Source organism: Janthinobacterium sp. 1_2014MBL_MicDiv (assembly GCF_001865675.1).
GTDB lineage: Bacteria > Pseudomonadota > Gammaproteobacteria > Burkholderiales > Burkholderiaceae_D > Janthinobacterium.
This window is the reverse complement of sequence record NZ_CP011319.1, coordinates 4,004,120-4,028,447: the sequence shown is the minus strand read 5'-3', so window position 1 is coordinate 4,028,447 and position 24,328 is coordinate 4,004,120. Positions and strand designations below refer to the sequence as shown.

Below are 24,328 nucleotides of genomic sequence, written 5' to 3'. Positions count from 1 at the left end.
GGGGTTTTACAACTGTTCCAGCGCGATCAGCTCGGCCACCGTCTGGCGGCGGCGGATCAGGCGCGATTGCTCGCCGTCGACCAGGTATTCCGCCGCGTGCGGGCGGCTGTTGTAGTTCGACGACATCGACGCGCCATACGCGCCCGCGCCTTCGAAGACGACATAGTCGCCCACCTGCGCTGCCGGCAGCAAACGGGTTTCCACCACGCCGCCGTCGCGCTGCGTAAACACGTCGCCCGATTCGCACAGGGGGCCGCCGACGACGGTGGCGCATGCCGGGCTGGCATCGAGCGCGCGGCCGTCATGCGCGATCAGCGACATTTCATGGTAGCTGCCGTACATGGCGGGGCGCATCAGCTCATTGAAGCCCGTATCCAACAAGGTGAAATGGTTGCCGCCCATTTGCTTGGTGGCGCGCACTTCGGCAACCAGCAGGCCGCTGTCGGCCACGAGGAAGCGGCCTGGTTCGATTTCCAGGTGCACGGCGTGGCCCAGGTGCGCCTCGATTTGCTTGCGCGCCGCATCCCACAGCTGGAAGTAGTGGTCCGTGTCGACCGGCTGCTCGCCTTCGCGGTAGGGCACGGACAGGCCGCCGCCCGTGGAAATGGCTTCGATGTCGTGGCCCATGTTTTTCACCAGGTCGACCATGGTGCCGCAGACGGTTTCCAGGTGGCTGTAGTCGACGCCGGAGCCGATATGCATGTGCAGGCCCACCAGGTGCAGGCCATGGGCGCGGATGACGGCCAGCGCTTCCTGCAGTTCCTCGTGCCAGATGCCGTGCTTGCTGTTTTCGCCGCCCGTATTGGTCTTGTTGCTGTGGCCATGGCCATAGCCGGGATTGATGCGCAGCCAGACGCGGTGGCCGGGCGACACTGGGCCCAGCTGGCGCAGCATGTCGACGGAGCCGCAATTGACTTCGATCTTCGTCGCCGCCACGCGCGCCAGGGTGGCGCGGTCGAACAGGTCGCAGGTGAACACCAGGCCGGCGGCGCCGTTCGTTTGCGCCGGCGTAAAGCCCGCCTGCAGCGCGCGCTCGATCTCGCCCAGCGAGACGGCGTCCACGTGCACGCCCGCTTCGCGCATCAATGTCAGCAGGTGAATATTCGAATTGGCCTTTTGCGCGAAGCGCACCGTGTCGAACTGCGCCAGCTGGGCGATGCGCGCGCGGATGGTGGCCGCGTCGTAGACCCACAGGGGCGTGCCGTGTTCCTGGGCGAGTTGGGCGAGGGTCTGGTCGGGGACGGGCTTCATCGTGTGCTTTCGGGGGAATGAGGGATGACTGCATGATGGCCGATTGTGCTTCGACTATAAAATATCTATTTGAGGCTACCTTATTCATTTATGATATGACCATGACTATCTCCTTGCGCCATATCGAAGTCTTCCGCGCCATCATGACGACGGGCAGCGTGACGGCCGCCGCCGCCATGCTGCACACTTCGCAACCCACCGTCAGCCGCGAGCTGGCGCGCCTCGAGCATTTGACGGGCCTGACCCTGTTCGAGCGCGAGCGGGGGCGGCTGCGCCCGACGGCCCAGGCGCTGCAGCTGTTCGAGGAGGTCCAGCGCGCGTATTTCGGCCTGGAGCGCATCGTCAGCACGGCGGCGGCCTTGCGCCAGTTCGACCAGGGGCAGCTGTCGATCGCCTGCCTGCCCGTGTTTTCCCAGTCCCTGCTGCCGCAGGCGTGCAAGCGCTTCGTGGCCGATTTTCCCAAGGTGAGCATCAGCATCACGCCGCAGGAGTCGCCGCTGCTGGAAGAGTGGCTGTCGGCGCAGCGCCACGATATCGGCCTGACGGAAGTGGGCAGCGCGCCGCCCGGTACCGTGTTCGATGTGCTGATGTCCGTCGATGAAGTATGCGTGCTGCCCGATGGCCATGCGCTCGCAGGCAAGGCCGTGCTGCAGCCGGCCGATTTTGCCGGCCAGCCTTTCATCAGCCTGGCCGCCGTCGACCCCTACCGCCAGCAGATCGACGCCATCTTCGCGCAGGCTGGCGTGGAGCGGCGCATGGCGCTCGACACGCACAGCGCCGCCTCCGTGTGCGCCATGGTGCGCGAAGGCGTGGGGCTGGCCATCGTCAATCCGCTGACGGCGCTTGACTATGCGGGGCAGGGGTTGCAGATCCGCCGCTTCGGCGTGTCGCTGCCGTTCACCGTGAACATCGTCAAGCCCCTGCACCGGCCCCTGTCGCAGCTGGTCGCCCTGTTCGAGCAGGCGCTGCGTGCGCAGGCGGAGGAGGTCAAGCGGCGCTTGCAGCAGCTGTAAGCGCGCTTGTGGAGCGGCGGCGGTCAACAGAGTAAAATGGCGTTTTACTTATTCAAGCCTGATTACTTCGATGACCACAACCGCTACTCCCGTTCGTACCCGTTTCGCTCCCAGCCCGACCGGCTATCTGCACCTGGGCGGCGCCCGCACCGCCTTGTACAGCTGGGCCTTTGCCCGTCACTTCGGCGGCACGTTCGTGCTGCGCATCGAAGACACGGACGTGGAGCGTTCGACGCCGGAAGCCGTGCAAGCCATCATCGAAGGCATGCAGTGGCTGGGTCTGGACCACGACGAAGGCCCGTTCTACCAGATGCAGCGCATGGACCGCTACCGCGAAGTGGTGGCGCAGATGCTGGCCGAAGGCACGGCCTACCATTGCTACTCGTCGCCGGATGAAGTCGAAGCGATGCGCGAGCGCATGCGCGCCGCTGGCGAAAAGCCGCGCTACGACGGCACCTGGCGTCCGGAGCCGGGCAAGACCCTGCCTGCCGTGCCGGCGGACCGCAAGCCCGTCGTGCGCTTCAAGAATCCGCTCGACGGCGACGTCAGCTGGGATGACGTGGTCAAGGGCACGATCACGATTTCGAACCGCGAGCTGGACGACCTGGTCATCGCGCGTCCGGACGGCACGCCAACGTATAACTTCTGCGTCGCCGTCGATGACTGGGACATGGGCATCACGCACGTTCTGCGCGGCGACGACCACGTCAACAACACGCCGCGCCAGATCAACATCCTGCGCGCCATCGGCGCACCGCTGCCGCTGTACGGCCACCTGCCGATGATTTTGGGTTCGGACGGCCAGAAGATGTCCAAGCGCCGCGACGCCGTCAGCGTGATGGATTACCCGGCGCAGGGCTTCCTGCCGGAGTCGATGCTGAACTACCTGGCGCGCCTGGGCTGGAGCCACGGCGACGATGAAGTGTTCTCGGTGGAGCAGTTCTGCGCATGGTTCAACCTCGATCACCTGACCAAGTCGGCCGCGCAGTTCGACCTGGAAAAGCTCAAGTGGCTCAATAACCACTATATCAAGCAAGCCGACAATGCGCGCCTGGCCGACCTGGCCCGCCCGCAGATGCTGGAAGCGGGCGCCGTCTTCGAAGGTGCGCCGGATCTGGCGCTGGTGCTGGGCATGATGAAGGAGCGCGCCAACACGGTCAACGAACTGGCCGCCGCCTCGATGCTGTTCTTCCGCGAGCCGCAGCCCGATGCCGACCTGGTGGCGCAGCACATCACGGACGCCATCAAGCCCGTGCTGGCGCAATTTGCCGAGCGCATCGCCACGGTGGAGTGGAGCAAGGAAGCCGTGGCGGCCATGATCAAGGAAGTATTGGCCGCCAACAGCATCAAGATGCCGCTGCTGGCCATGCCTTTGCGCCTGATCTTGACGGGCCAGCTGCAGACGCCGGCCATCGACCAGGTGGTGGTGGTATTTGGCCGCGACACCGTGCTGGCGCGCCTGGCAAAGTGGCTGTAATCGCCGCGCCGAATTGAACGTGTAAACGCAGCGCAGAAACCGCCCCTATGAAAAGTTGCTCATAGACGAAAAAGGGTATTTGCAGAGTGAAACTTCTTTGCTATACTCTTGTTTCTGCACCAACGGGGGTATAGCTCAGCTGGGAGAGCGCTTGCATGGCATGCAAGAGGTCAGCGGTTCGATCCCGCTTACCTCCACCAGCAGCAAAATCGCAGTCAGGTTTTGTTAGTCGTTGAAGTGGTGCAGATGTTGTTTGGAAGTTCCGCGGTCCCCATCGTCTAGAGGCCTAGGACATCACCCTTTCACGGTGAGTACAGGGGTTCGAATCCCCTTGGGGACGCCAGGTAGTTGTGTTATAGTAGTGGCAGTTGTTTGTACTGATTGTTGTAAGTTCGGGGCCGTAAAAAGCGGAGCCTGGATGGAAAGCAAGTAGTGGAACAAAGTCGCCAAGTGCGGCTTTTATTATTTCTGCGCCCGGGGGGTATAGCTCAGCTGGGAGAGCGCTTGCATGGCATGCAAGAGGTCAGCGGTTCGATCCCGCTTACCTCCACCAACAGCGCAGGAGTAAGGCTACAAATTGTAGAAGTAAAAATGTAGTACCGAGGTCCCCATCGTCTAGAGGCCTAGGACATCACCCTTTCACGGTGAGTACAGGGGTTCGAATCCCCTTGGGGACGCCAGTTCAGTCTGGTGTTTGGTAGTAAAGAAGTAGCAGTGTTTCTGCGCCCGGGGGGTATAGCTCAGCTGGGAGAGCGCTTGCATGGCATGCAAGAGGTCAGCGGTTCGATCCCGCTTACCTCCACCAACAGCGCAGAAATCACATGATAATCAAAGTCGCCTCGAGCGGCTTTTTTTATTTGTGCTGGTCGTTTATTCGCTCGGGGGAATAGGACTAAGCTGTTAGCGCGCTTGCATGGCATGCAAGAGGTCAGCGGTTCGATCCCGCTTACCTCCACCAACAGCGCAGAAATCACATGATAATCAAAGTCGCCTCGAGCGGCTTTTTTTATTTGTGCTGGTCGTTTATTCGCTCGGGGGAATAGGACTAAGCTGTTAGCGCGCTTGCATGGCATGCAAGAGGTCAGCGGTTCGATCCCGCTTACCTCCACCAACAGCGCAGAAATCACATGATAATCAAAGTCGCCTCGAGCGGCTTTTTTTATTTGTGCTGGTCGTTTATTCGCTCGGGGGAATAGGACTAAGCTGTTAGCGCGCTGGCATGGCATGCAAGAGGTCAGCGGTTAGCTCCCGCTTGCCTCCACCAACAGCGCAGAAATCACATGATAATCAAAGTCGCCTCGAGCGGCTTTTTTTATTTGTGCTGGTCGTTTATTCGCTCGGGGGAATAGGACTAAGCTGTTAGCGTGCTTGCATGGCATGCAAGAGGTCAGCGGTTAGCTCCCGCTTGCCTCCACCAACAGCGCAGAAACAGGTAGTCAATTGTAGTGAATAAATCAAAGTCGCCTCGAGCGGCTTTTTTTATTTGTGCGAGTAATTTCTTCGCCTGAGGGGAATAGGGCTAAGCTGTTAGCGCGCTGGCATGGCATGCAAGAGTTTGGCGCTTGGCTCCCGCTTGCCTCCACCTCTGCACCAGTAGCGCAAAAGCAGGTAGCGAAAATCAAAGTCGCTTCGGGCGGTTTTTTATTTGCTTCGGAGATTTTGTCTTGCATGCGAGCGTGCATGCATGGGATATATTGAATCGAAAGAATTTGTGTGTTGGTTTATTTGAAGCCGCCTCGGGCGGCTTTTTTGTTTCTGTTGGTTGCTGGGATATAACTGACAGTGACTTTCGGAGCGGTTAAAGTTGGCCGGCAGGTTGAATTCATCATGGCCTGCGATTAACAATGGACCATCACATTCAGGAGACAGGATGCACCGCTTATTTGCCAGTTTTTTTCTTGCCGCCGTTATTCACATTCCCGCGCAAGCGGATGCGTCGCCTGCGGCGCGATTCGATCCTGGTGCGCTGAAGTTGCAAAGGGGGTCGACCAATGACGTGCTGGTGCTTGGCTCGCCCCATTTGTCGCAACTGCCGAAATCGTTCGACCTGGCTCAGTTGAGCTTGCTCAATGAGCGCCTGGCGGACTGGCGGCCGGACGCGATTGCGATCGAGGCGCTTTCCGGCCTGCAGTGCGCTTACATGCGCGCTTATCCGCAACGTTATGAAGATACGGCGAAAGGCTATTGCTATGACACTGCGGCCGCGCAGGCCGCCACGGGACTCGATGTGGTCGCGGCAACGGCGCAGGCGCAGCGTTTGCTGGCTGCCTGGCCGGCGGCGCCGTCCGCCGTGCAGCGGCGTACATTGGCCTCGCTGTTCCTGGCTGGCGGCGAACGTGCATCGGCGCTGGTGCAATGGCTGCGCCTGCCCGTGGAAGAGTGGCGCGCCGGTGACGGCTTGAGCGAGCCCTTGGTCGCGCAGCTCAATTCCCTGCGGGAGGAGCGCAACGAGGATTATCAGATTGCTGCCGTGCTGGCGGCGAAGGGTGGGCACGAGCGGGTGTATGGCATGGATGACCACACGGCCGATATGCCTGTTGCCGATGTGAAGGCTTATGCCAAGGCGATCAGGGCGGCTTGGGATAATCCCTTTTCGGCGGAGCGCAAGCGCATCCACGCCGGGTTTGAAGGGCAAATGACTACGCCGGCCGGTGTGCTGGCGGTATATCGCGCCTATAACGGACGCGCAGAGGCGGATCTGGCAGTCCGTGGCGATTTTGGTGCGGCGCTGGAAGAGCCGTCGCCACAGCATTATGGTCGCAACTACGTCGCCTCATGGGAGGTGCGTAACTTGCGCATGGCATCGAATATCCGCGAAATCATGACGGCGCGCCCGGGCATGCGCACCCTGGTCATCGTCGGCGCATCCCACAAGGGCTACCTGGAGGCGTATCTGGACCAGATGCATGATGTGCGCATCATCAGTACGGACGATATCTTGCGCTAAGGAATGCTTTTGCCGCGCCAGAAGGTTGGCGCGGTTTTTCCTGCGTGCCTGGCGTGCCAGCGCTTTCCATATCTTCCTGCCATCATCCTGTCCTCATAGGGGAGAATGATGCAAATAAGGTGGAAAAAAGAAGGCCAGCAGTTGATTTCGTGAATCGCTTCGTGTTAAACTTCGCGCACGCTTTTTTGAGGGGCTAAGCAAAGCCTTCAACGAAGAGTCCGCTGAGAGTAAAGCCAGCACAGGTCCCCATCGTCTAGAGGCCTAGGACATCACCCTTTCACGGTGAGTACAGGGGTTCGAATCCCCTTGGGGACGCCAGGATTTAGTTGTAAAGTAATATTGCAGTGCTGAATGGGCCTGACAAGTCAGGCTTTTTTTGTTTCTGCAGCATTGCTGTCGTACCGGGTCAGGATGCTTTTTTGCATTCAGGACAGATTTCTGTCCCCATCGTCTAGAGGCCTAGGACATCACCCTTTCACGGTGAGTACAGGGGTTCGAATCCCCTTGGGGACGCCAGATTCGCAAGTAGTCAAGCAAGTAGCAGTGTAAATAACAGGTCGGGTGCAAAGCAGCGCATTCAGGACAGATTTTCTGTCCCCATCGTCTAGAGGCCTAGGACATCACCCTTTCACGGTGAGTACAGGGGTTCGAATCCCCTTGGGGACGCCAGACCGGCTGAATCAGCCAACAACAAAGCCGCCTGGTAACAGCGCGGCTTTTTTGTTTTCCGCCGCCATGCCAACGTTTCTCATTTTTTCGCTTATTCATGCCACTGCCTATCGATCGCGCGCCATCTCTGGCCATTTTCTGCAAAGTCGTCGACAACTACGGCGATATCGGCATTTGCTGGCGTCTGGCGCGGCAGTTGTGCGGCGAGCATGGCGTGGCCGTCACCTTGTGGGTCGATGATTTGTCCAGTTTCAAGCGCATCTGCCCCGATATCGATGTGCGCGCCGAAGTGCAGCAGGCATCCGGCGTGACGGTGCGGCACTGGCGCGGCCAGGATGGCGTGTTTGTGCCCGGCGACGTGGCCGACATCGTCATCGAGTTTTTTGCCTGCGACATTCCGCCCGGCTATATCGCCGCCATGGCGCAGTGTGCGCCGCACCCGGTGTGGCTGAACCTGGAAGGCTTGACGGCGGAAGAGTGGGTCGAGGGCTGCCACGCGCTGACTTCGCCGCGCCACGGCATGATCAAGCATTTCTTCTTTCCTGGCTTCACGCATAAAACGGGCGGCTTGCTGCGCGAGGCGGCGCTGGACGAGAAAAAACTGGCGTTCCAGGCTGATGCGGGCGCCATGGCGGCATTCCTGGGGCAGTTCGGCGTGATGCCGGCAGAGATGGCCGCCTTGAAGGTATCGCTGTTCTGCTACCCGTCCGCCCCCGTCGCCGAGCTGTTTTCGGCCTGGCAGGCGGGAAGCGAGCCCGTGGTGTGCCTGGTGCCGGAAGGCGTTGCGTTCGATGCCGTTCAAGCCTTTATCGGCGACGATGCGGCTATCGCTGGCGCGGCCCGCACGCGCGGCGCGCTGACGGTGCGCATCTTGCCCTTCGTGCCGCAGGACGATTACGACCGCCTGCTGTGGGCTTGCGACGTCAACCTGGTGCGCGGCGAGGATAGCTTCGTGCGCGCGCAATGGGCCGGCAAGCCCTTCCTCTGGCATATCTACCTGCAAGATGAAAACTTGCATCACGTCAAGTTGCGTGCATTCCTGCAGCGCTATGCGATCGACGCCGAGGGGCCGATCGCCAGCCTGGTGCAGGCGGCGCTGGCCTGGAATGGCGCCGGCGCGCAGGCGCTGGACTGGGCGACGCTGTGGCCCGCATTGCAGGCCGATGTGCCGCGCATCGGCGCGCGCGCGCAGGACTGGCAGCGGCAGATGCAAGCCCATGGCGATCTGGCAAGTAACCTGCTGGCGTTCGCCGGTGCGACGAGATAGGCGCTTGCCAAAAATTAAGGTAAAATGCCCGGTTATTTCTAACGTATTTTTAACCGATCAAACGCAAGCTTGCGGCGCTGATGGCTCCGAAGCGGCAGATGGTCTTCATGCAACCCACTTTTTACGTACATTCCTATGAAACCCGCAAAAGAAATTCGTGTTGGCAATATCATCATGGTCGACAGCAAGCCAATGATCGTGTTGCGTTCTGATGTCAACGGTTCGAGCCGCACGGGCTTCACCTACAAATGGAAGATGAAAAATCTTCTGACGAACACCCCGATGGAAAACGTGTTCCGCGGCGACGACAAGTTCGACGTGGTCGTTCTGGATAAAAAGCCAGTGACGTACTCCTACTTCGCCGATCCGCTGTTCGTCTTCATGGACGCCGAGTACAACCAGTACGAAATCGAAGAAGAAAACCTGGGCGAAGCGCTGAACTACTTGAAAGATGGCATGGAATGCGAAGCCATTTTCTACGACGGCAAAGCCATCTCCGTTGAACTGCCTACGACCATCGCCCGTCAAGTGGTGTACTCGGAGCCTGCAGTCAAGGGCAATACGTCGGGCAACGTCCTGAAAGAAGCCAAGATCGAAAACGCCATCGACGCGCACCGCCACACCGTGCAAGTGCCACTGTTCGTTGCGCAAGACGATGTCATCGAAATCGACACCCGTACCAACGAATACAAGCGTGTCGTACGCAACTAAGAGAGCGTCATACTGCGTTGCATGCGGGGCCTGGCGAATGCCGGCCTGGCTTGCCCCAGTTGTCGATCATCAAGAAACGCTGCCTTCGGGCGGCGTTTTTTTTTGCTTAAAAAATAATTCCTTATCGCAACTATTTGCTGGCCAGGACTGCTATGCTATGGCAAGCACACTGTTGCGTTAGCAACATTGAAGTTCTCTGGAGATAGCATGCAGCGCAGTCACCTGTTATGGAATGGCCCATCCCGGGGCGCGACGCCTGCCGTGACGGCTGTTCCGGCACGCGCCTCGCGTCCCGTGCTGGCCCGCGCCACGGCGCCAGCCAGCCCCATGGCCCATTTGCTCGATGCCGGGGTCTTGCCGCAGCAGCAGATGATGCAGGCCGGCAAGCTCAGTTCGCATGCGCTGACGTCGCAGTACCTGGCGCGCATCCGTTCGCTGTGCAGCATCGGCGCGCGCGCCTATCCCGGCATTGAAATCAATCCCGACGCCTTGAAAATTGCCCTGGAAATGGACCGCGAGCGGCAAGGGCACAAGGTGCGCGGCCCCTTGCACGGCATCCCCGTCGTCTTGCGCGACAATATCGCCACGGGCGACCGCATGACGACGCGCACGCAGGCGCCGGCGGCCACGCATGCGCGCTGCGATTCCTTCGTCGCCGCCCGTTTGCGCGCGGCCGGCGCCGTCATCATCGGCAAGAGCAATTTGCGCCAGTGGGCCGCCGTCAGCGTGCCGCATGCGAGTGCCAGCTGGGCGGGCCTGACCATCCTGGCCGTCGACAGCGAGGCGGACGGCTCCATCGTCGCGCCCGCCTCCACGTGCGGCCTGGTCGCCATCCAGCCGACGGGCAGGGCAGCCGCCGGGCAGGCGGGCGAACCGGCCGCGGCAGGTCCGATGGCGCCCAGCGTGCGCGAGGCGGCCTGGCTGCTGGCCGCCCTGTGCGGCGATACGGCGACCCATGGCGCAGCGCTGGATGTTGCTGGCCTGCACGGGCGCCGCATCGGCGTGGCGCGCGGCCTGTTTGGCCGCTGCGCCGCGACCGATGCCGTGATCGAGCAGGCGCTGCAGGTATTGCGCGGGCAGGGCGCCGAACTGGTTGAACTGCCGCCGGCCTCCGTGCCGGGCGCCCTCGAAGAATTGCTGCGCGCGCAGGCGCTCGATGCGCTGGTGGGCCCCACGTGCCACGCCGTGCCGCCGGCGCATGCCATCCAGCCGCAGATCACGGTACCGGCCGGCGCCGTGCGCGGCTTGCCGGTCGGCCTGTCTTTCATCGGGGCCTTGCATGCCGAGGCACAGCTGATCGCCATGGCCTATGCGTATGAACAGGCGACCTTGCACCGGCGTACGCCTGCGTTGCCGTCCAGCATTACCCTGGCGCTGCGCCTGCCATGATTTATCCTTTCTTTTCGTTCTCTATTGACCTCCTATGCTTGCAACTTTGCTGCTGAGCGCGGCCGTGACTGCCGCTCCCGTACCGTTCGATGTCACGCAATTGTCGGGCAGCTGGTCCGACAGCTTCAATACGAATAGCGTGTGCGAAGAAGCACGGCACTTTACGCGCATGCAGTTGTCTGATGATCATCAGCGGCTGGCGATCTTCAATGACCGCACCTGGAAAAGCAAGCTGGGCGAGACCAACCGCTTTGCCGCGACGGTGATGGCGGAAACGGAACGCAGCCTGACTTTGCGCTACGACAATGAAACCCGCACGAATGCGAATGGCAAGCTGGTGGAGTGGCAACTGATCTTCGTCGCCCCCGGCGTGTACCGCTGGCGCGAGACGGACTGGCCGGAAGGCAAGGTCAACGGCGTGGTCGGCATCCGCTGCTCGCCGTGATGCCGTGCCAGGGGTAAACATGCCATTCTGCTATGCTGTGCGCATTATTTGTTGCTTTCAGGAGATTTCATGCACGCACGTTCGCTAGTCCCCCTGTTCGTCAGCGCTGCCATGGCGCTGGCCGTCATGCCGGCGCAGGCGCGCACGCCCAAACTGTCGCTGATCGAGCAGGCGCAGAGCTGCGACGGCAGCTCGGCTTGCCCGTATTTCCCTGAGGTCTACAAGGCGGACTACGCATTTCGCACCGCCTTCAATGTGGGCTTGAAGAGGGCCGGGCTGAAAAAGCAACGCTGGGTGCCGAACGGCGTGACGAGTCCGCTCAAGCCCATCGAAATCGATGGCAAGGCGCTCCTCCTGACGAGTGTCTGCGAGCCGCACAATTGCGGTCACCGCTACAGCATCCTGTATGACCCGGCCCAGCGCAGCATGACGGGCGTGTATATCGGCAGCGACGACAAGGGCGGCGTACGCACCGTGTACTTCGGTGAACCCAGCATCGCGGAAGCCGACGTGCTGATCAAGAACTGATGAAGGCGAGCATGCGCATCTCCACCGACCGCGGCGAGCTCGATGTCGCCATGATCCATCGCTACCTGAGCGAGCAATCGTACTGGAAGCGCGGCGTGGCGCTGGAAACGGTACGCAAGGGCATCGACAACGCCCTGTGTTTCGGCGGCTATGTGGATGGCCAGCAAGTGGCCTTCGCCAGGGTCATCACCGATTGCACGGACTTTGCGTACTTGCGCGACGTTTTCGTGCTGCCCGCCTGCCAGGGCAGGGGATATGGCAAGCAATTGGTGGCTGCCGTGCTCAATGACGAACGTTTGCGCGATGTTGCCTGGATGCTGGGCACCGATGACGCCCATGGCTTGTATGCGGGCTTCGGCTTTGCGCCACTGGCGGCGCCACACAAATACATGCGCCGCGAGGTGCGAGGAAAATTATCAAAATAGCCTTTATGTGTCAAGAGAACCATTAACATTATTATACATAATAATGTTGCCTTGATAATGACGTTGTGTCATTATGCGCGCTCTGCGGCTCGATGTGGAGCGTTGCCTGCTGTCGTTGTGGCCATCCGGGTCGAACGGAGGCGGAACTGAAGTGCGGTTGGTCATCCCTAGCGCGTTTTCTCGTCACTTTGAAGGAATACATCATGAAACAATATGGAGCCGAGTTTCTCGGTACGTTCTGGCTGGTGCTGGGCGGCTGCGGCAGTGCGGTGCTGGCCGCCGCCTTCCCCGGCCTCGGTATCGGTTTTGCCGGCGTGGCGCTGGCGTTCGGCTTGACGGTGCTGACGATGGCCTACGCCATCGGCCACATCTCGGGTTGCCACCTGAATCCCGCCGTGTCGATTGGCCTGTGGGCCGGTGGCCGCTTTCCCGCCAATCAATTGCTGCCCTACATCATCGCGCAAGTGCTGGGCGCCATCGTGGCCGGCGGCGTGCTGTACGTGATCGCCAGCGGCCAGGCCGGTTTCGACGTCAGCAAGGGCTTTGCCTCGAACGGCTACGGCGCCCATTCGCCGGGCGGCTATTCGATGCTGTCGGCCCTCGTCATCGAAATCGTCCTGACGATGTTCTTCCTGATCGTCATCCTCGGCGCCACTGACAAGCGCGCCCCGGCCGGCTTCGCGCCATTGCCGATCGGCCTGGCGCTGACCCTGATTCACCTGATCAGCATTCCCGTCACCAATACCTCCGTCAATCCGGCCCGCAGCACGGGCGTGGCGCTGTACGTGGGCGACTGGGCCACGAGCCAGCTGTGGCTGTTCTGGCTGGCGCCTATCATCGGCGCCTTGCTCGGTGCGCTGGCCTACCGCCTGATTTCCGGCGAGAAGAAGTAGGGCGGCTTAGTCCGCAGGGCGTAAGCCGACAGCCAGCGCAGCTTGTCGGCTTACGCGTGGCCTTGCCACGCCAAGCCCAGCTACGCGCCGCGCCATTCGCCCAGGTAATGCTGCGGCGTGCGCCCCAGGATGCGGCGGAACATGGCGCTGAAGGCGCTGGGGCTGGCGTAGCCGAGCGCATAGGCGATGGCGGCCACGCCTTCGCCCCGGTCCAGGCGGCAGAAGGCCTCGGCCAGGTGGACTTGCTGCAGCCATTGACGGTAATGCAAGCCCGTTTCCTTGGGGAACAGGCGGATCAGCGTGCGCGCGCTGGCGCCCGCGTCATGGGCCCAGTCCTCGATGCTGCGCCGGCTGCCGGGCGCCGCCATGATGGCGGAACAGACGGCCACCAGACGCCGGTCGCGCGGCCAGGGGATGGCAATCGGCACGGTGTCGGCCAGGGTCAGTTCGGACAGGATCAGGTGCGCCAGCCAGTCGCCGCGGCCCGCCAGCGCGTACTCGACGGGCTCGGCCAGCAGCGCCAGGATCAGCTCGCGCAGCAGCCGGCTGACCTCGAGCACCTTGCAATCGGGGCCGAACGGGGCGGCCACCTGCGCATCGATGTACACGGTGCGCATGCTCAGTTCGCTAAGTATGTGGACTTCATGCACGACGCCGACCGGTATCAGCAGGGCGCGGCGCGGCGGCAATATCCACACGCCGTGCTCGGCCGTTACGCGCATCACGCCTTCGGTGGCGTACAGCAGCTGGGCCCGCACATGATTGTGCGGTGCCGTATGGTCGCCCGCCGCGTATTGCTTGGACATGGCCGTCACGGGGCGCGGCACGTGCTGGTAGTCGTGCGCATTGGTGCTGCGGCTGAATGGGATGCCGTCCGGCTGGGCCAGGACAGGGTGGTCGGTATGCATGTGTTGTCTGTCGCCGGCCAGGTCGCCGCGCGTGTCTCAGGGTTGTCACTTAAGCGACGATTATTGGAAGTTATCAGTCCAGCGACCATACTATACTGCTTTCTTTGCCGGGCCGCCTGCCGGGCCCGATCACTGCGGATGAACCATGCACACAACCACACCTGCCCCGACATTGGCCACGCCGATGCCGGCGGCCCCTGCGCTCCATAATTCCCAACAACAATCAGGCCTGGCCATGCACATCCTGGGCGCCGTCGCCTTCGTGCATTTGCTCAATGACCTGATCCAGGCATTATTGCCGTCGATTTATCCGATGCTGAAAGCCGAGTTTTCACTCAGTTTTACCCAGGTCGGCCTCATCACCCTGACGTTCCAGTGCACGGCATCGCTGCTGCAGCCCTGGATCGGCTTGTACACGGACCGCCGTCCGCTGCCATTCCTGTTGCCTGTTGGCATGTGCTTTACCCTCGCCGGCGTGCTGATGCTGTCCGTCGTCACGACCTTCCCGACGCTGCTGATCGCCTCGGGCCTGATCGGCGTCGGCTCCTCGACTTTCCACCCGGAAGCATCGCGCGTGGCGCGCATGGCCTCCGGCGGGCGCTACGGCTTTGCCCAGTCGCTGTTCCAGGTGGGCGGCAACGTCGGCTCCGCGCTGGGCCCGCTGCTGGCGGCCGCCGTCATCGTGAACCGTGGCCACGGCAATATCGCCTGGTTCAGCCTGCTGGCCGTGCTGGCCATCGGCGTGCTGTACAAGGTCAGCCACTGGTATAGCGGCCACCTGGCCAGCTTCAAGCCGAAGGCGGGCGGCCAGGGGCCCAACCTGTCGCGCAACAAGGTGATGGGTGCGCTGGGCGTGCTGGCGCTGCTGGTGTTCTCGAAGTACATCTATATGGCCAGCCTGTCGAGCTATTACACGTTCTACCTGATCGACAAGTTCCACCTGTCGCTCGGCGATGCCCAGTTGTATTTGTTCCTCTTCCTCGCCGCCGTGGCGGCGGGCACCTTCATGGGCGGCCCCATCGGCGACCGCATCGGCCGCAAGCGCGTGATCTGGATTTCCATCCTGGGCGCGGCGCCATTTACCCTGTTGCTGCCATATGTCGACCTGTTCTGGACGGCCGTCTTGACGGTGATCATCGGTTTCGTGATTTCCTCCGCGTTTTCCGCCATCGTCGTTTTCGCGCAAGAACTGGTGCCGGGCAAGGTGGGCATGATCGCGGGGATCTTCTTCGGCCTGATGTTCGGCGTGTCCGGCATCGCGGCCGCCGCCATGGGCCACCTGGCCGACGTCTCGGGCATCGCCTATGTCTACAAGATTTGCTCTTACCTGCCGCTGCTGGGCATCCTGACGGTGCTGCTGCCGCATATCGAGCAGGCGAAAAAATAAGACAGCGCCGCCGACGGGCTTGACGGCCCGCCGGCGCGCATGCGATATTCTCCCTCATGACCTCTTTCATCCTCCATCCAGTCCCTGCATACCGCGCCGCTGCCGCGCTGTGTCCGTGTACCTGGCCCCGGGAGGATGCGGCCTTGCGCCGATAAGTTTTTACTCCTCATTCCGATGGCCACAGTGTTGAAAAACCTGTGGCCATTTTCTTTTTCCGCAACGCGCATGAAAGTCCCGCATGACACTTCATTTGTACGACACGTATAGCCGCAGCCTGCGGCCCTTCGAAACCATCGCCCCGGGCCAGGCGGGCCTGTATGCCTGCGGCCCCACCGTCTACGATTACGCGCATATCGGCAACCTGCGCACCTATCTGTTCGTCGACGGCTTGCGCCGCGCGCTCGAGTTCAACGGCCTGCAGGTGCGTCACGTGATGAATATCACGGACGTGGGCCATTTGACGTCGGATGCGGACAGCGGCGACGACAAGGTCGAAGCGCGCAGCGCCCGCAGCGGCAAGTCGGCCTGGGATATCGCCGCCGCATTCACGCGCGCGTTCGAAGACGATCTGCAGCGCTTGAATATCCTGCCGCCCACCGTCTGGTGCCGCGCCACCGATCACATTCCCGAGCAGATCGCCTTCATCCGCGACCTGGAAGCGAAGGGCTATACCTACCGCACTAGTGACGGCATCTATTTCGACACGACGCGCCAGGACAGCTATGGAACACTGGCGCGCTTGCAGCGCGATGGCCTGCAGGCGGGCAAGCGCGTGGAGCTGGGCGAGAAGCGCGATATCTGCGACTTCGCGCTGTGGAAGTTCAGCGGTGCGCCGGGGCAGCGGCAGATGGAATGGGACAGCCCCTGGGGCCTGGGCTTTCCCGGCTGGCATATCGAATGCTCGGCGATGGCGGAAAAGCACCTGGGCGCGTATTTCGACATCCATTGCGGCGGCGAAGACCATGTGGCCGTCCACCACAGCAACGAGATCGCGCAGACGGAAGCGCGCCATGGCACGCGCCTGGCCAATTTCTGGCTGCACGGCGCCTTCCTGAAGACGCAGGATACGAAGATGTCGAAATCTTCCGGTGACTTCTTGCGCTTGCATAGCCTGCTGGAGCAGGGCGTCGATCCGCTCGCCTACCGCTACCTGTGCCTGGGCGCTCATTACCGCAGCAGCCTCAATTTCACGCACGATGCCTTGCGTGCCGCCGCCAGCGGCCTGGCGCGCCTGCGCGCGACCGTACATGGCCTGGGCGAGGCGGCGGGCGATGCCGATCCCGCATGGCTGGCGCGCTTCGCGGCACAGCTCAACGATGACCTCAATTACCCGCGCGCGCTGGCCGTGGCCTGGGAACTGCTGAAAAGCGATATGCCGGATGCCGTGAAAAAGGCCAGCATGGCCCGCTTCGATGCGGCGCTGGGACTCGACCTGCTGCGCTGGCGGCCGGCGCCGGCGGCCGTGCCGGAGCAGGTGCGGGCGTGGCTGGAAGAGCGCGCCGTGGCCCGCGCGCACCGGCTGTGGTCCGAGGCGGACCGCCTGCGAGAACTGGCGCGGGCGGCCGGCTACGAGATCGAGGATACGCCGCAGGGCCAGCAGGCGCGCCCCTTGTGAGCGTGTGGCCGTATCTGCGCCGGCCATGCATAATGGCCGCCTGATGGAAACGGGAGATGCCGTGAAGCGTGCTGTGCTGTTGTTCAGTTGTTGTCTTGCCTTCTCGTCCGCGCAGGCGGCCAGCGAATGCCCGGGCTTCCCCGTGCTGGCCACGTCCGGCGAGGCGCTGCTGGCACAGGTGCGCGCGCTGCCGCCCGTCGGCATCGACCGCGAACGGCAGGCGTGCGCGCCGCAGACCGTCATCGACTTCGCCTACAGCGGCGGCACCTTGTGCCGCTTCGGTGGCGTGGCGGAAGCAGCGACGGGTGCCGTCACGCGCCTGGCCGACGGCAATGAACTGGTCGAATACCTGTACCTGTTCCCGTATGCGCCGGAGACGCACGCGCGCCTGCTGGCGCTGCTGGCCGCGCACTTTGCCCGGCTGGACAAGGCGGCGTATCCCGCCTTCCTGCGGGCCGCCATGCCGGGCAAGGAAACCACGGCCGTGTTTGCGCACGACGGCTACTATATTTCGCTGGGCAAGCCCAGCGACGGCGATCCGGCCGGGTGGTATTCGAATGTGATCTTTGAAAGGAGGGATAAACCTGCGCTGGGCGTGCGCAAGACGTGCAGGGACGCGTCCGATGACTGAGGCGCAGGCCTTGCCGGCGGCGCTGGCCGATATGCTGGCGCACCTGTTGCCGGCCTTGTCCAGCGGGCAGCCGCACGCTCCCGCAGGCGTGTTCGAGGTGCGCCAGGATGGCCACCTCCTGCGCATACCGTTGCGCACGTATTATGGCCGCGAGCAGCTGCTCGCTTGCACGCGGCTGGCTGGCGACGCGGGCGTGATCGCCCTGTGCCTGGGCACGCGCCACCATGACGGCCACTTGCGCGAGCACTGCGTGGCGCAGCTGTTGCGGCAGGAGCGGCCGTGGACGGTGCCGTTCCTCGTGCACCTGTGCGGCGAATACGTGCTGGAGATCGTGGAAAGAATCGGGGCGGCGCTGCCGGCCTGGAATGCCGATGCGCTGGCGCGCTATCTGCGGGAGAACCCCGCGTATGTCGCGACCCTGGAGCGGCGCGTCGCCAGCTACTGGAACTGCTATTACCGCGGGCGGTATCCCGCCTGGGCAGACTATCCGGGGCGCAGGGTCATGGCGACCCTGCGTGCCTTGCAGGCGCTTACGCCTCGATAAAGCGCATCTTGAAGCTGCGGCCCTTGATGTTGCCGAAGTCGCGCCCCAGGGTATTACCCGCGTTCAGGCGCTTGAAGGCCGCTTCGGCCACGTTGCGGTCGAGCGCCACATAGGTCATGAACTCGAACACGTTGATCTTGCCCACCTGCTCCTTGGTGAGGCCGGCGTCGCCCGTCAGCGCGCCCAGCAGGTCGCCCGGACGCAGCTTGTCCTTCTTGCCGCCCATGATGCACAGGGTGACCATCGGCGCCGGCAGCGCCTCGGCGCCGTCGTCCTCGTCCAGTTCCTTCAGTTCGTGCCATTCGGCGGCGCTGTTCTGGTATTGCTCGATCAGCTTGACCCATTTCTTTTCGTTCGGCGCGCACAGCGACAGGGCCAGGCCCTTCTTGCTGCCGCGGCCCGTGCGGCCGATGCGGTGGATGTGCACTTCCGTATCCTTCGAGACGTCGACGTTGATCACGGCGCCCAGGTCGGAGATGTCGAGGCCGCGCGCGGCGACGTCGGTGGCCACCAGCACGGAGCAGCTGCGGTTGGCGAACAGCACGAGGATTTCATCGCGCTCGCGCTGTTCCAGCTCGCCGTACAGGGCCAGCGCGGAAAAGCCTTGCTGGCGCAGTTCTTCTGCCAGTTCGCGGCAATGCACCTTGGTGTTGCAGAAGGCCAGTGTCGATTCCGGCTTGAAGTGCTTGAGCAGCTTGCCGACGGCCGCATTGCGCTCGTCGAAGCCGATTTCATAGAAGCGCTGTTCGATCTTGTCGTTGTCATGCTGCGCTTCGACCGTCACTTCCAGCGGGTTGACGAGGAACGATGCGGTGGCGCGGCGGATGTCTTCCGGGTACGTGGCCGAGAACAGCAAGGTCTGGCGGCGCGCCGGGCAGGCGCTGACGATGCCGGCGATTTCCTCGTAAAAACCCATGTCCGTCATGCGGTCCGCTTCATCGAGCACCAGCGTTTGCACGTGGTTCAGGTTGATGGTGCCGCGGCCCAGGTGATCGCGCAGGCGGCCCGGCGTGCCGACGACGATGTGCGCGCCGTGTTCCAGCGAAGCGATTTGCGGGCGCATCGGCGCGCCGCCCGTCAGGGTCAGGATCTTGATGTTGCCGGCCGCGCGCGCCAGGCGGCGCAGTTCATTGGCCACCTGGTCGGCCAGTTCGCGCGTAGGGCAGAGCACCAGGCCCTGCACGGCGAACCAGGCCGGATTGAGCTTGTGCAGGATGCCGATGCCGAAGGCGGCGGTCTTGCCGCTGCCCGTCTTGGCCTGGGCGATCAGGTCACGGCCATCGAGCACCGCCGGCAGGCTTTGCGCCTGGATGGTGGTCATCTCGTGATAGCCGAGCGAGTCCAGGTTGGCCAGGAAGGCGGGCGTCAGCGGCAGGCTGGAAAAAGCGGTGGTAGTGTCGGAGGTGGTGTTCATAGGGGGCGTAACCGGTAAAAGGCGGGTGGATGGGCACAGTCTACAGGCTTACGCCCTTGTGCGGATGGTGGTGTGGAAGCTGGCGGCAAACGGCCGCCGGCATGGGGTCAATTGTCGGGCGCCCAGACCGGCAAGCCGGTCAGGTCGAGGCCGGGGTCGCGCGTCCAGACGGGCAAGCCCGTGGCATCGGTCGGCTCCAGCAATTCCAGCTGCACCTGTTTCAAGGCCACCTTGCGCGTGCGCACGCGGCGCTGCGGTTCCGGCGCCGGCTCTGGCGCGTCGGGCGCAGGCGGCGGGCCAAAGCCGGGCAAATCGATGGTGGCGTTGTCTTTTTTATCTCTCATTTGCTAACCTCTGTCCCTGGCTTGCGAAAGCCAGGGGGCGGGCAAGGTGTTGCCCGCCTATGTCAATACGCTTTAACTTCATCCACAAAACAAAAGCCCGGCTACTGGAGTCGGGCTCATTGTTGGGACAACCATCAGGAAAACTTGTCCTGCGGATTTAAGTGCGGCACGCAGTGTATCACAGGCGTGCCGCATTGTGGGATGCGCTGTTGTTCTATCAGCGGAAGCTCAGGGCGCCCGTCAGGTCGCCGGGCGGCAGCGCGCCACGGGCCGCGAACGCGTCGTTGCGCACTTTCAGGCCTTCGAGCAGTGGCAGGTCGTGCAGGCGCGTGATCAGGCGCAGGATCGACGTCGTGTCGTAGAAGCTGTGGTCGACTGCGCCTTTCTTCGCGTATGGCGAGACGACGATGGCGGGAATGCGCGTGCCCGGGCCCCAGCGGTCGCCCTTCGGCGGCGCCACGTGATCCCACCAGCCGCCGTTTTCGTCGAACGTGATCACCACGATCATGTCCTTCCACTGCGGCGACGCCTTCAAGTGGGCGATGATGTTGGCCACGTGCTGGTCGCCCGACTCGATGTCCGAATAGCCGGCGTGCAGGTTCAAATTACCCTGCGGCTTGTAGAAGGTCACGGCCGGCAGCTTGCCCGCCACGGCGGCGGCGAGGAATTTGTTCGAAATCGGGCTGTCGCCCGTGCCGCCGTCGCGCAGGTGCTCGGCGCGCGCCGCCGTGCCCGGGGCGAACTGCTTGAAGTAATTCAGCGGCTGGTGGTGGAACTGGAAATTCGGCTTGCTGCCGCCGCCCTTGTGGTCGAGCGCCGCTTGCCAGCCGCCGCCATACCACGCCCAGCTGACGCCCTTGCGCGACAGCAGGTCGCCGATGGTGTCGTAGGTTTGCGGCGGCAGCGTATTCGCATCGGCCGGATCGGCGTGCAGCGGGTCGCCGTCAAAGGCGGGGCGGATGTAGCTGGGCTGGTAGGGCGGCGCCATGGTGTTGACGGCATAGCCGTCCGGCGTGATGGCGCCGTCGTTCACGTATTTCGGCTTGCCCTCGAGCGCCGAGGCCGGGCACTCGGGCGAGATCGCCAGGCGCACGCCTTGCGGACCGTCCGACAGCACGGCGATCTTTTTCTTCGCCGCCGTCTCGGATGCGTTGAAGTATTCGTTGGCGCGACCCGTGACCAGGAACTGGTGGTTCATGTAGGAGCCGCCGAAGGCCGCCATGAAGAAGTTGTCGCACAGGGTGTACTGTTCGGCGATCTGCCACAGATTCAGGTTTTTCGACGTTTCGCCGTAGTGGCCCATCACCAGCCCGCCGCTGTCGGCCCAGGCGGCAAAGCCGTCGTTCTTGCCGCCGTTGATCTGCATCTGGTTGTTATAGAAGCGGTGCACGAGGTCGCGCGTGATGATGCTCTCGGGCAGAGGCTTGCCGGCCGCGTCGCTCAATTTGTAGGGCGCGTTCGGCAGGCCGGAAATCTGGTCTTCCTTGATCAGGTAATCGATGCCGCCGATATTCTGCTGGTTCGGCACCAGGCCGCCCCAGATCTTCGGCAGGGTGGCCAGCGGCTTGCCGTCGCGGTCCAGCTGCTGCGCCTGTTCCGCCGTGACGGCGGACAGGGGCGCGCTGGTGCCGGGGAAGTTGGCGAACAGGTTGTTGAAGCTGCGGTTTTCCAGGTAGATCACGACCACGTTCTTGACGTGCGCCTTGAGTTTCGCGTCGAGCGAACCCTTGACGATGGTCTTCCTGGCTGGCGCGGCGTCGGCCAGCGCCGGCAGGCTGGCGGCCAGGCCGACTGCGGAAGCAGCCTGGAAAATGCGCCGGCGCGAGGGATTGGCGGGTTGGTCGGCCGGATCGGCTGGCAGGGCGGGGGCGAGGTCCTTCACACATTCTCCTTGGGTGTCTCTATGGGCACGGGCGTTGGCGGCAATGACCGGCAACGCCCGTGAAGCGGGAAAATTGTATCACCGGCCCTGCGCCAATGTGAAATATTCAGCCGACCCTAGAACTGGTAGCGCACGCTCAATGCCACCTTGCGCGCCGGGCCATGCATGCCCGAGTACCACCAGTCCGACACGGAAGCCGTGTACTGCTTGTCGAACAGGTTGGCCACGTTCACGGTGGCAGAGAGCTTGTCGCTGACGTCGTAGCGCGCCATCAGGCTGGCCACCGAATACGCCTTCTGTTCCCAGTGCAGGGTGCTGTTGATTTGCCACGCATCGATGTCGGAATACACGCGGCTTTGCCAGTTCACGCCGCCGCCCACCGTCAGGCGATGCAAGTCGCCGGGCAGGCGCCAGGTGGTCCACAGTTTCACCAGGTGGCGCGGGAAGGTGGTCAGGATCGCCTTGCCGGTATTGTTTTCCGTCTGGCTGTAGGACCACGATGCCGAAATGTTCCAGTCCGGCGTCAGGGCGCCCGTCGCTTCCAGGTCCACGCCCTGGGTCTTGGCGCCCTTGATGGCGCGGTTCGCGGGATTGTTCGTGCCCGGCACGGTGTAGCCGGGATCCGATTCGGCCAGGTTGCTCTGGCGGATCTGGTACAGCGCGGCAGAGGTGTTCAGGCGGCCATCGAGCCAGCCGCTCTTGACGCCCGCTTCCAGGGTCTTGCCCTCGCGCGGCGCCAGCAGCTTGCCGTAGCGGTCTTGCTGGGCCTGTGGCTGGTAGATGGTGGAGTAGCTGGCGTAGGCGCTGTGCGTGCCGTCGATGTCGAACACCAGGCCGCCGTACGGCGTGAAGACGCGGCTTTCCGAGGCGGGGGAGGCGCTGTAAAAATTCACGGAAGGCGCGTCCGAGATGTAGTTCTCGCTGTAGCGCAGCACCTTCGCGCCGGCGATCAGTTTCAGGCGCTCGGACAGGTTCAGGCGCGTGGCGGCATACGCGCTGGCCTGGCGGCGCGTGCTGTCATAGGTGACATAGGTGTCGCCAAATACGGGCGTTGCCGTGCGATTCCAGCGGTACAGGTTGGCGGCCTTGCCCTGGATATTCCAGTCGAACCTGCCGTCTGTCGTGCTTTGAAATTCGTTGTAGTCCATGCCCAGCACCAGTTCGTGCTGGCGGCCGAACGCGCTGAACGGGCCGCGCACATTGACGTCCACGCTGTTGACCTGGAGCTGGTAATCGCGGTAGTCGGCGCTCAAACGCAGGCCATCGCCCGTGGTCTGGTCGGGAAAACCCTCGCTCACGTTCAGGTAGACGGCGCGCTCTTCCTGCGACGATTGCACGCGGTTGGCCGAGATTTTCAGTTTCCAGTCGTTGCTCAGTGCGTGTTCCAGGGTGGCGAAGAGGTCGGTCGAATTGGTGCCGAAGCGGTTCGACGTGGCCGCCGGGCTGAAGGAGCGGGGCAGGTCCGTCATTGCGCCATTGCTGTAGAACAGGGGGAAGCCCAGGTAGGACAGGGATCCGTTCGAGCGCTTGCGCTGGTGCGTGACGCCGGCCGTCAGTTTCGTGTCGCTCGAGAGATCCGCCTCGACCACGCCATACACCACTTTCTTGTCGCGGCTGTAGCCGTCGATGATGCTGTCGCCTTCCTCGTACACCGTCACCAGGCGGCCGCGCAGCGTGCGCGCTGCGTTGAGGGGGCCGGCAACGTCGGCCATGACGCGCCGTTCATCGTAGGAACCCAGCTCGCCCTCGACGGACGCCTGGAACTGCGCCGTCGGCTTCTTGCGCACCATGTTGATGGCGCCCGAGGCGTCGCCGGCGCCCGTCATCAGGCCCGAGGCGCCGCGCAGCACTTCGATGCGGTCGTACAGCGCCATGTCGGCCAGGCTTTGCGACGGTATCGCATTGAGGCCCAGGTTTTCCGAGTGCGTGCTGACGCCATCGAGCTGGTAATTGGTGATCGAATAGCCGCGCGAAGTGAAGCCCGTGCGCTCGCTGCCCAGCGCGAACAGGGTGATGCCCGGCGTTTGCGCCATCACCTGCGCGATGGTGCTCAAGCCCTGGTCCTGCATGCGCTGCTGCGTGATGACGCTGACCGACTGCGGCGTTTCCCTGATGGACAGGCCCAGCGGCGTGGCCGTGGCGATCGGCAGGGGGGAGACATACGCACCCGAACCTTCGGTGGCATCCTGCTGCGCCTTGACCGACACTTCCGGCATCATGGACAGCGCTTCGCCCCTGGCTTCGGCATCGGCCGGGCGCAGGACAAAGCTGCCATTCGCGCTGCGTTCCGCCTTCAGGCCGGTGCCGCGCAAGACGCCGTTCAGGGCGGCCAGCACGTCGTGGCGGCCGGTGAGGCTGGAAGAGGTCTTGCCGCGCGTCTGTTCCGGCGTGAAGCTGAGGATGACCCTGGACTGGCTGGCGACCTGGCGCAGCGCCGTTGCCAGGTCGCCGGCCGGCACCTGGAAGTCCTGGCTGGCCGCTGGCGCCGCCGTGCTGTCCTGCGCCAGGGCGGGCGCCTGGGCGTTCAGCAGCAGGGCCGAACCGATGAAGACGAACTGGACGGCATGCGCCATGCGCGTGCGCCGCGG

20 protein-coding genes and 8 tRNA genes are annotated in these 24,328 nt (G+C 63.1%); 22 read left to right on the top strand and 6 right to left on the bottom strand.

All coding sequences use genetic code 11. The annotated features are described in order from the left end of the window. Positions 1–6 precede the first annotated feature (6 nt). Positions 7–1,251: a diaminopimelate decarboxylase gene (lysA, locus tag YQ44_RS17390; RefSeq protein WP_071324453.1), complete on the bottom strand. Its 1,245-nt coding sequence runs from the start codon at positions 1,249–1,251 to the stop codon at positions 7–9. 101 nt (positions 1,252–1,352) lie between these two features. Here lysA and YQ44_RS17385 point away from each other — a divergent pair, with 101 nt between their 5' ends. The 18 genes from YQ44_RS17385 (at position 1,353) to aqpZ (ending at position 13,015) form a co-directional block, all read left to right on the top strand. Further along, positions 1,353–2,264 carry a LysR family transcriptional regulator gene (locus YQ44_RS17385; RefSeq protein WP_071324452.1) on the top strand — a complete coding sequence of 304 codons (912 nt, stop codon included), beginning with the start codon at positions 1,353–1,355 and terminating at the stop codon, positions 2,262–2,264. Between the two features lie 70 nt (positions 2,265–2,334). Beyond that, entirely contained in the window at positions 2,335–3,741 is a 1,407-nt protein-coding gene (gene gltX, locus YQ44_RS17380; protein ID WP_071324451.1) for a glutamate--tRNA ligase, read from the top strand. 124 nt (positions 3,742–3,865) lie between these two features. Then, positions 3,866–3,941: transfer RNA gene (locus YQ44_RS17375), tRNA-Ala, on the top strand. A gap of 67 nt (positions 3,942–4,008) precedes the next feature. Continuing rightward, positions 4,009–4,084, top strand: a tRNA-Glu gene (locus YQ44_RS17370). Positions 4,085–4,218: 134 nt separating this feature from the next. Beyond that, a tRNA-Ala gene (locus tag YQ44_RS17365) sits at positions 4,219–4,294 on the top strand. A gap of 51 nt (positions 4,295–4,345) precedes the next feature. Then, a tRNA-Glu gene (locus YQ44_RS17360) sits at positions 4,346–4,421 on the top strand. Between the two features lie 49 nt (positions 4,422–4,470). Further along, a tRNA-Ala gene (locus YQ44_RS17355) sits at positions 4,471–4,546 on the top strand. A gap of 1,065 nt (positions 4,547–5,611) precedes the next feature. Beyond that, a complete protein-coding gene (locus tag YQ44_RS17345; RefSeq protein WP_071324450.1) occupies positions 5,612–6,688 on the top strand; it encodes a DUF5694 domain-containing protein in 1,077 nt (358 codons plus the stop codon). Between the two features lie 242 nt (positions 6,689–6,930). After that, positions 6,931–7,006, top strand: a tRNA-Glu gene (locus YQ44_RS17340). A 122-nt stretch (positions 7,007–7,128) separates the two neighbouring features. Further along, a tRNA-Glu gene (locus YQ44_RS17335) sits at positions 7,129–7,204 on the top strand. A 77-nt stretch (positions 7,205–7,281) separates the two neighbouring features. After that, positions 7,282–7,357 (top strand) — tRNA-Glu (locus YQ44_RS17330). 97 nt (positions 7,358–7,454) lie between these two features. Next, a complete protein-coding gene (gene earP, locus YQ44_RS17325; RefSeq protein WP_071324449.1) occupies positions 7,455–8,624 on the top strand; it encodes an elongation factor P maturation arginine rhamnosyltransferase EarP in 1,170 nt (389 codons plus the stop codon). 135 nt (positions 8,625–8,759) lie between these two features. After that, entirely contained in the window at positions 8,760–9,335 is a 576-nt protein-coding gene (locus YQ44_RS17320) for an elongation factor P (RefSeq protein ID WP_034778059.1), read from the top strand. 207 nt (positions 9,336–9,542) lie between these two features. Next, positions 9,543–10,724, top strand: coding sequence for an amidase family protein (locus YQ44_RS17315; RefSeq protein WP_232250930.1), 1,182 nt, complete (start codon positions 9,543–9,545; stop codon positions 10,722–10,724). A gap of 34 nt (positions 10,725–10,758) precedes the next feature. Continuing rightward, on the top strand, positions 10,759–11,169 hold the full coding sequence (locus tag YQ44_RS17310) for a hypothetical protein (RefSeq protein ID WP_156894893.1): 411 nt from the start codon (positions 10,759–10,761) through the stop codon (positions 11,167–11,169). 69 nt (positions 11,170–11,238) lie between these two features. Continuing rightward, positions 11,239–11,697, top strand: coding sequence for an Ivy family c-type lysozyme inhibitor (locus tag YQ44_RS17305; RefSeq protein WP_071324447.1), 459 nt, complete (start codon positions 11,239–11,241; stop codon positions 11,695–11,697). Between the two features lie 11 nt (positions 11,698–11,708). Beyond that, the gene (locus tag YQ44_RS17300; RefSeq protein ID WP_232250929.1) at positions 11,709–12,122 is read left to right on the top strand and encodes a GNAT family N-acetyltransferase; all 414 of its coding nucleotides are present in this window, start codon (positions 11,709–11,711) and stop codon (positions 12,120–12,122) included. A gap of 203 nt (positions 12,123–12,325) precedes the next feature. Further along, entirely contained in the window at positions 12,326–13,015 is a 690-nt protein-coding gene (aqpZ, locus tag YQ44_RS17295) for an aquaporin Z (protein WP_071324445.1), read from the top strand. An 80-nt stretch (positions 13,016–13,095) separates the two neighbouring features. Here the strand turns inward: aqpZ and YQ44_RS17290 are convergent, their stop codons facing one another. Further along, on the bottom strand, positions 13,096–13,923 hold the full coding sequence (locus YQ44_RS17290; RefSeq protein ID WP_071324444.1) for an AraC family transcriptional regulator: 828 nt from the start codon (positions 13,921–13,923) through the stop codon (positions 13,096–13,098). Between the two features lie 235 nt (positions 13,924–14,158). On the opposite strand from YQ44_RS17290, the gene YQ44_RS17285 reads away from it, so the two are divergent. The 4 genes from YQ44_RS17285 (at position 14,159) to YQ44_RS17270 (ending at position 18,100) form a co-directional block, all read left to right on the top strand. Then, positions 14,159–15,310 (top strand): MFS transporter, encoded by a 1,152-nt coding sequence (locus tag YQ44_RS17285; RefSeq protein WP_071326577.1) that lies wholly within the window; start codon positions 14,159–14,161, stop codon positions 15,308–15,310. Between the two features lie 238 nt (positions 15,311–15,548). Then, complete coding sequence (cysS, locus tag YQ44_RS17280) at positions 15,549–16,925, top strand: cysteine--tRNA ligase (RefSeq protein WP_071324443.1); 1,377 nt, start codon at positions 15,549–15,551, stop codon at positions 16,923–16,925. A gap of 61 nt (positions 16,926–16,986) precedes the next feature. Beyond that, positions 16,987–17,556, top strand: coding sequence for a hypothetical protein (locus YQ44_RS17275; RefSeq protein WP_156894892.1), 570 nt, complete (start codon positions 16,987–16,989; stop codon positions 17,554–17,556). After that, positions 17,549–18,100, top strand: a complete 552-nt coding sequence (locus tag YQ44_RS17270) for a hypothetical protein (RefSeq protein WP_071324441.1) — start codon at positions 17,549–17,551, stop codon at positions 18,098–18,100. Before YQ44_RS17275 ends, YQ44_RS17270 begins: the two co-directional genes overlap by 8 nt. On the opposite strand, the gene dbpA is transcribed toward YQ44_RS17270, so the two are convergent. The 4 genes from dbpA to YQ44_RS17250 form a co-directional block, all read right to left on the bottom strand. Then, the gene (dbpA, locus tag YQ44_RS17265; RefSeq protein WP_071324440.1) at positions 18,087–19,514 is read right to left on the bottom strand and encodes an ATP-dependent RNA helicase DbpA; all 1,428 of its coding nucleotides are present in this window, start codon (positions 19,512–19,514) and stop codon (positions 18,087–18,089) included. The two genes, YQ44_RS17270 and dbpA, sit on opposite strands and share 14 nt — an antisense overlap. Before the next feature lie 107 nt (positions 19,515–19,621). Next, entirely contained in the window at positions 19,622–19,858 is a 237-nt protein-coding gene (locus YQ44_RS17260) for a hypothetical protein (RefSeq protein ID WP_071324439.1), read from the bottom strand. A gap of 217 nt (positions 19,859–20,075) precedes the next feature. Further along, on the bottom strand, positions 20,076–21,740 hold the full coding sequence (locus YQ44_RS17255) for an acid phosphatase (protein WP_071324438.1): 1,665 nt from the start codon (positions 21,738–21,740) through the stop codon (positions 20,076–20,078). Between the two features lie 116 nt (positions 21,741–21,856). After that, positions 21,857–24,313 carry a TonB-dependent siderophore receptor gene (locus YQ44_RS17250; protein ID WP_156894891.1) on the bottom strand — a complete coding sequence of 819 codons (2,457 nt, stop codon included), beginning with the start codon at positions 24,311–24,313 and terminating at the stop codon, positions 21,857–21,859. Positions 24,314–24,328: the final 15 nt, after the last annotated feature.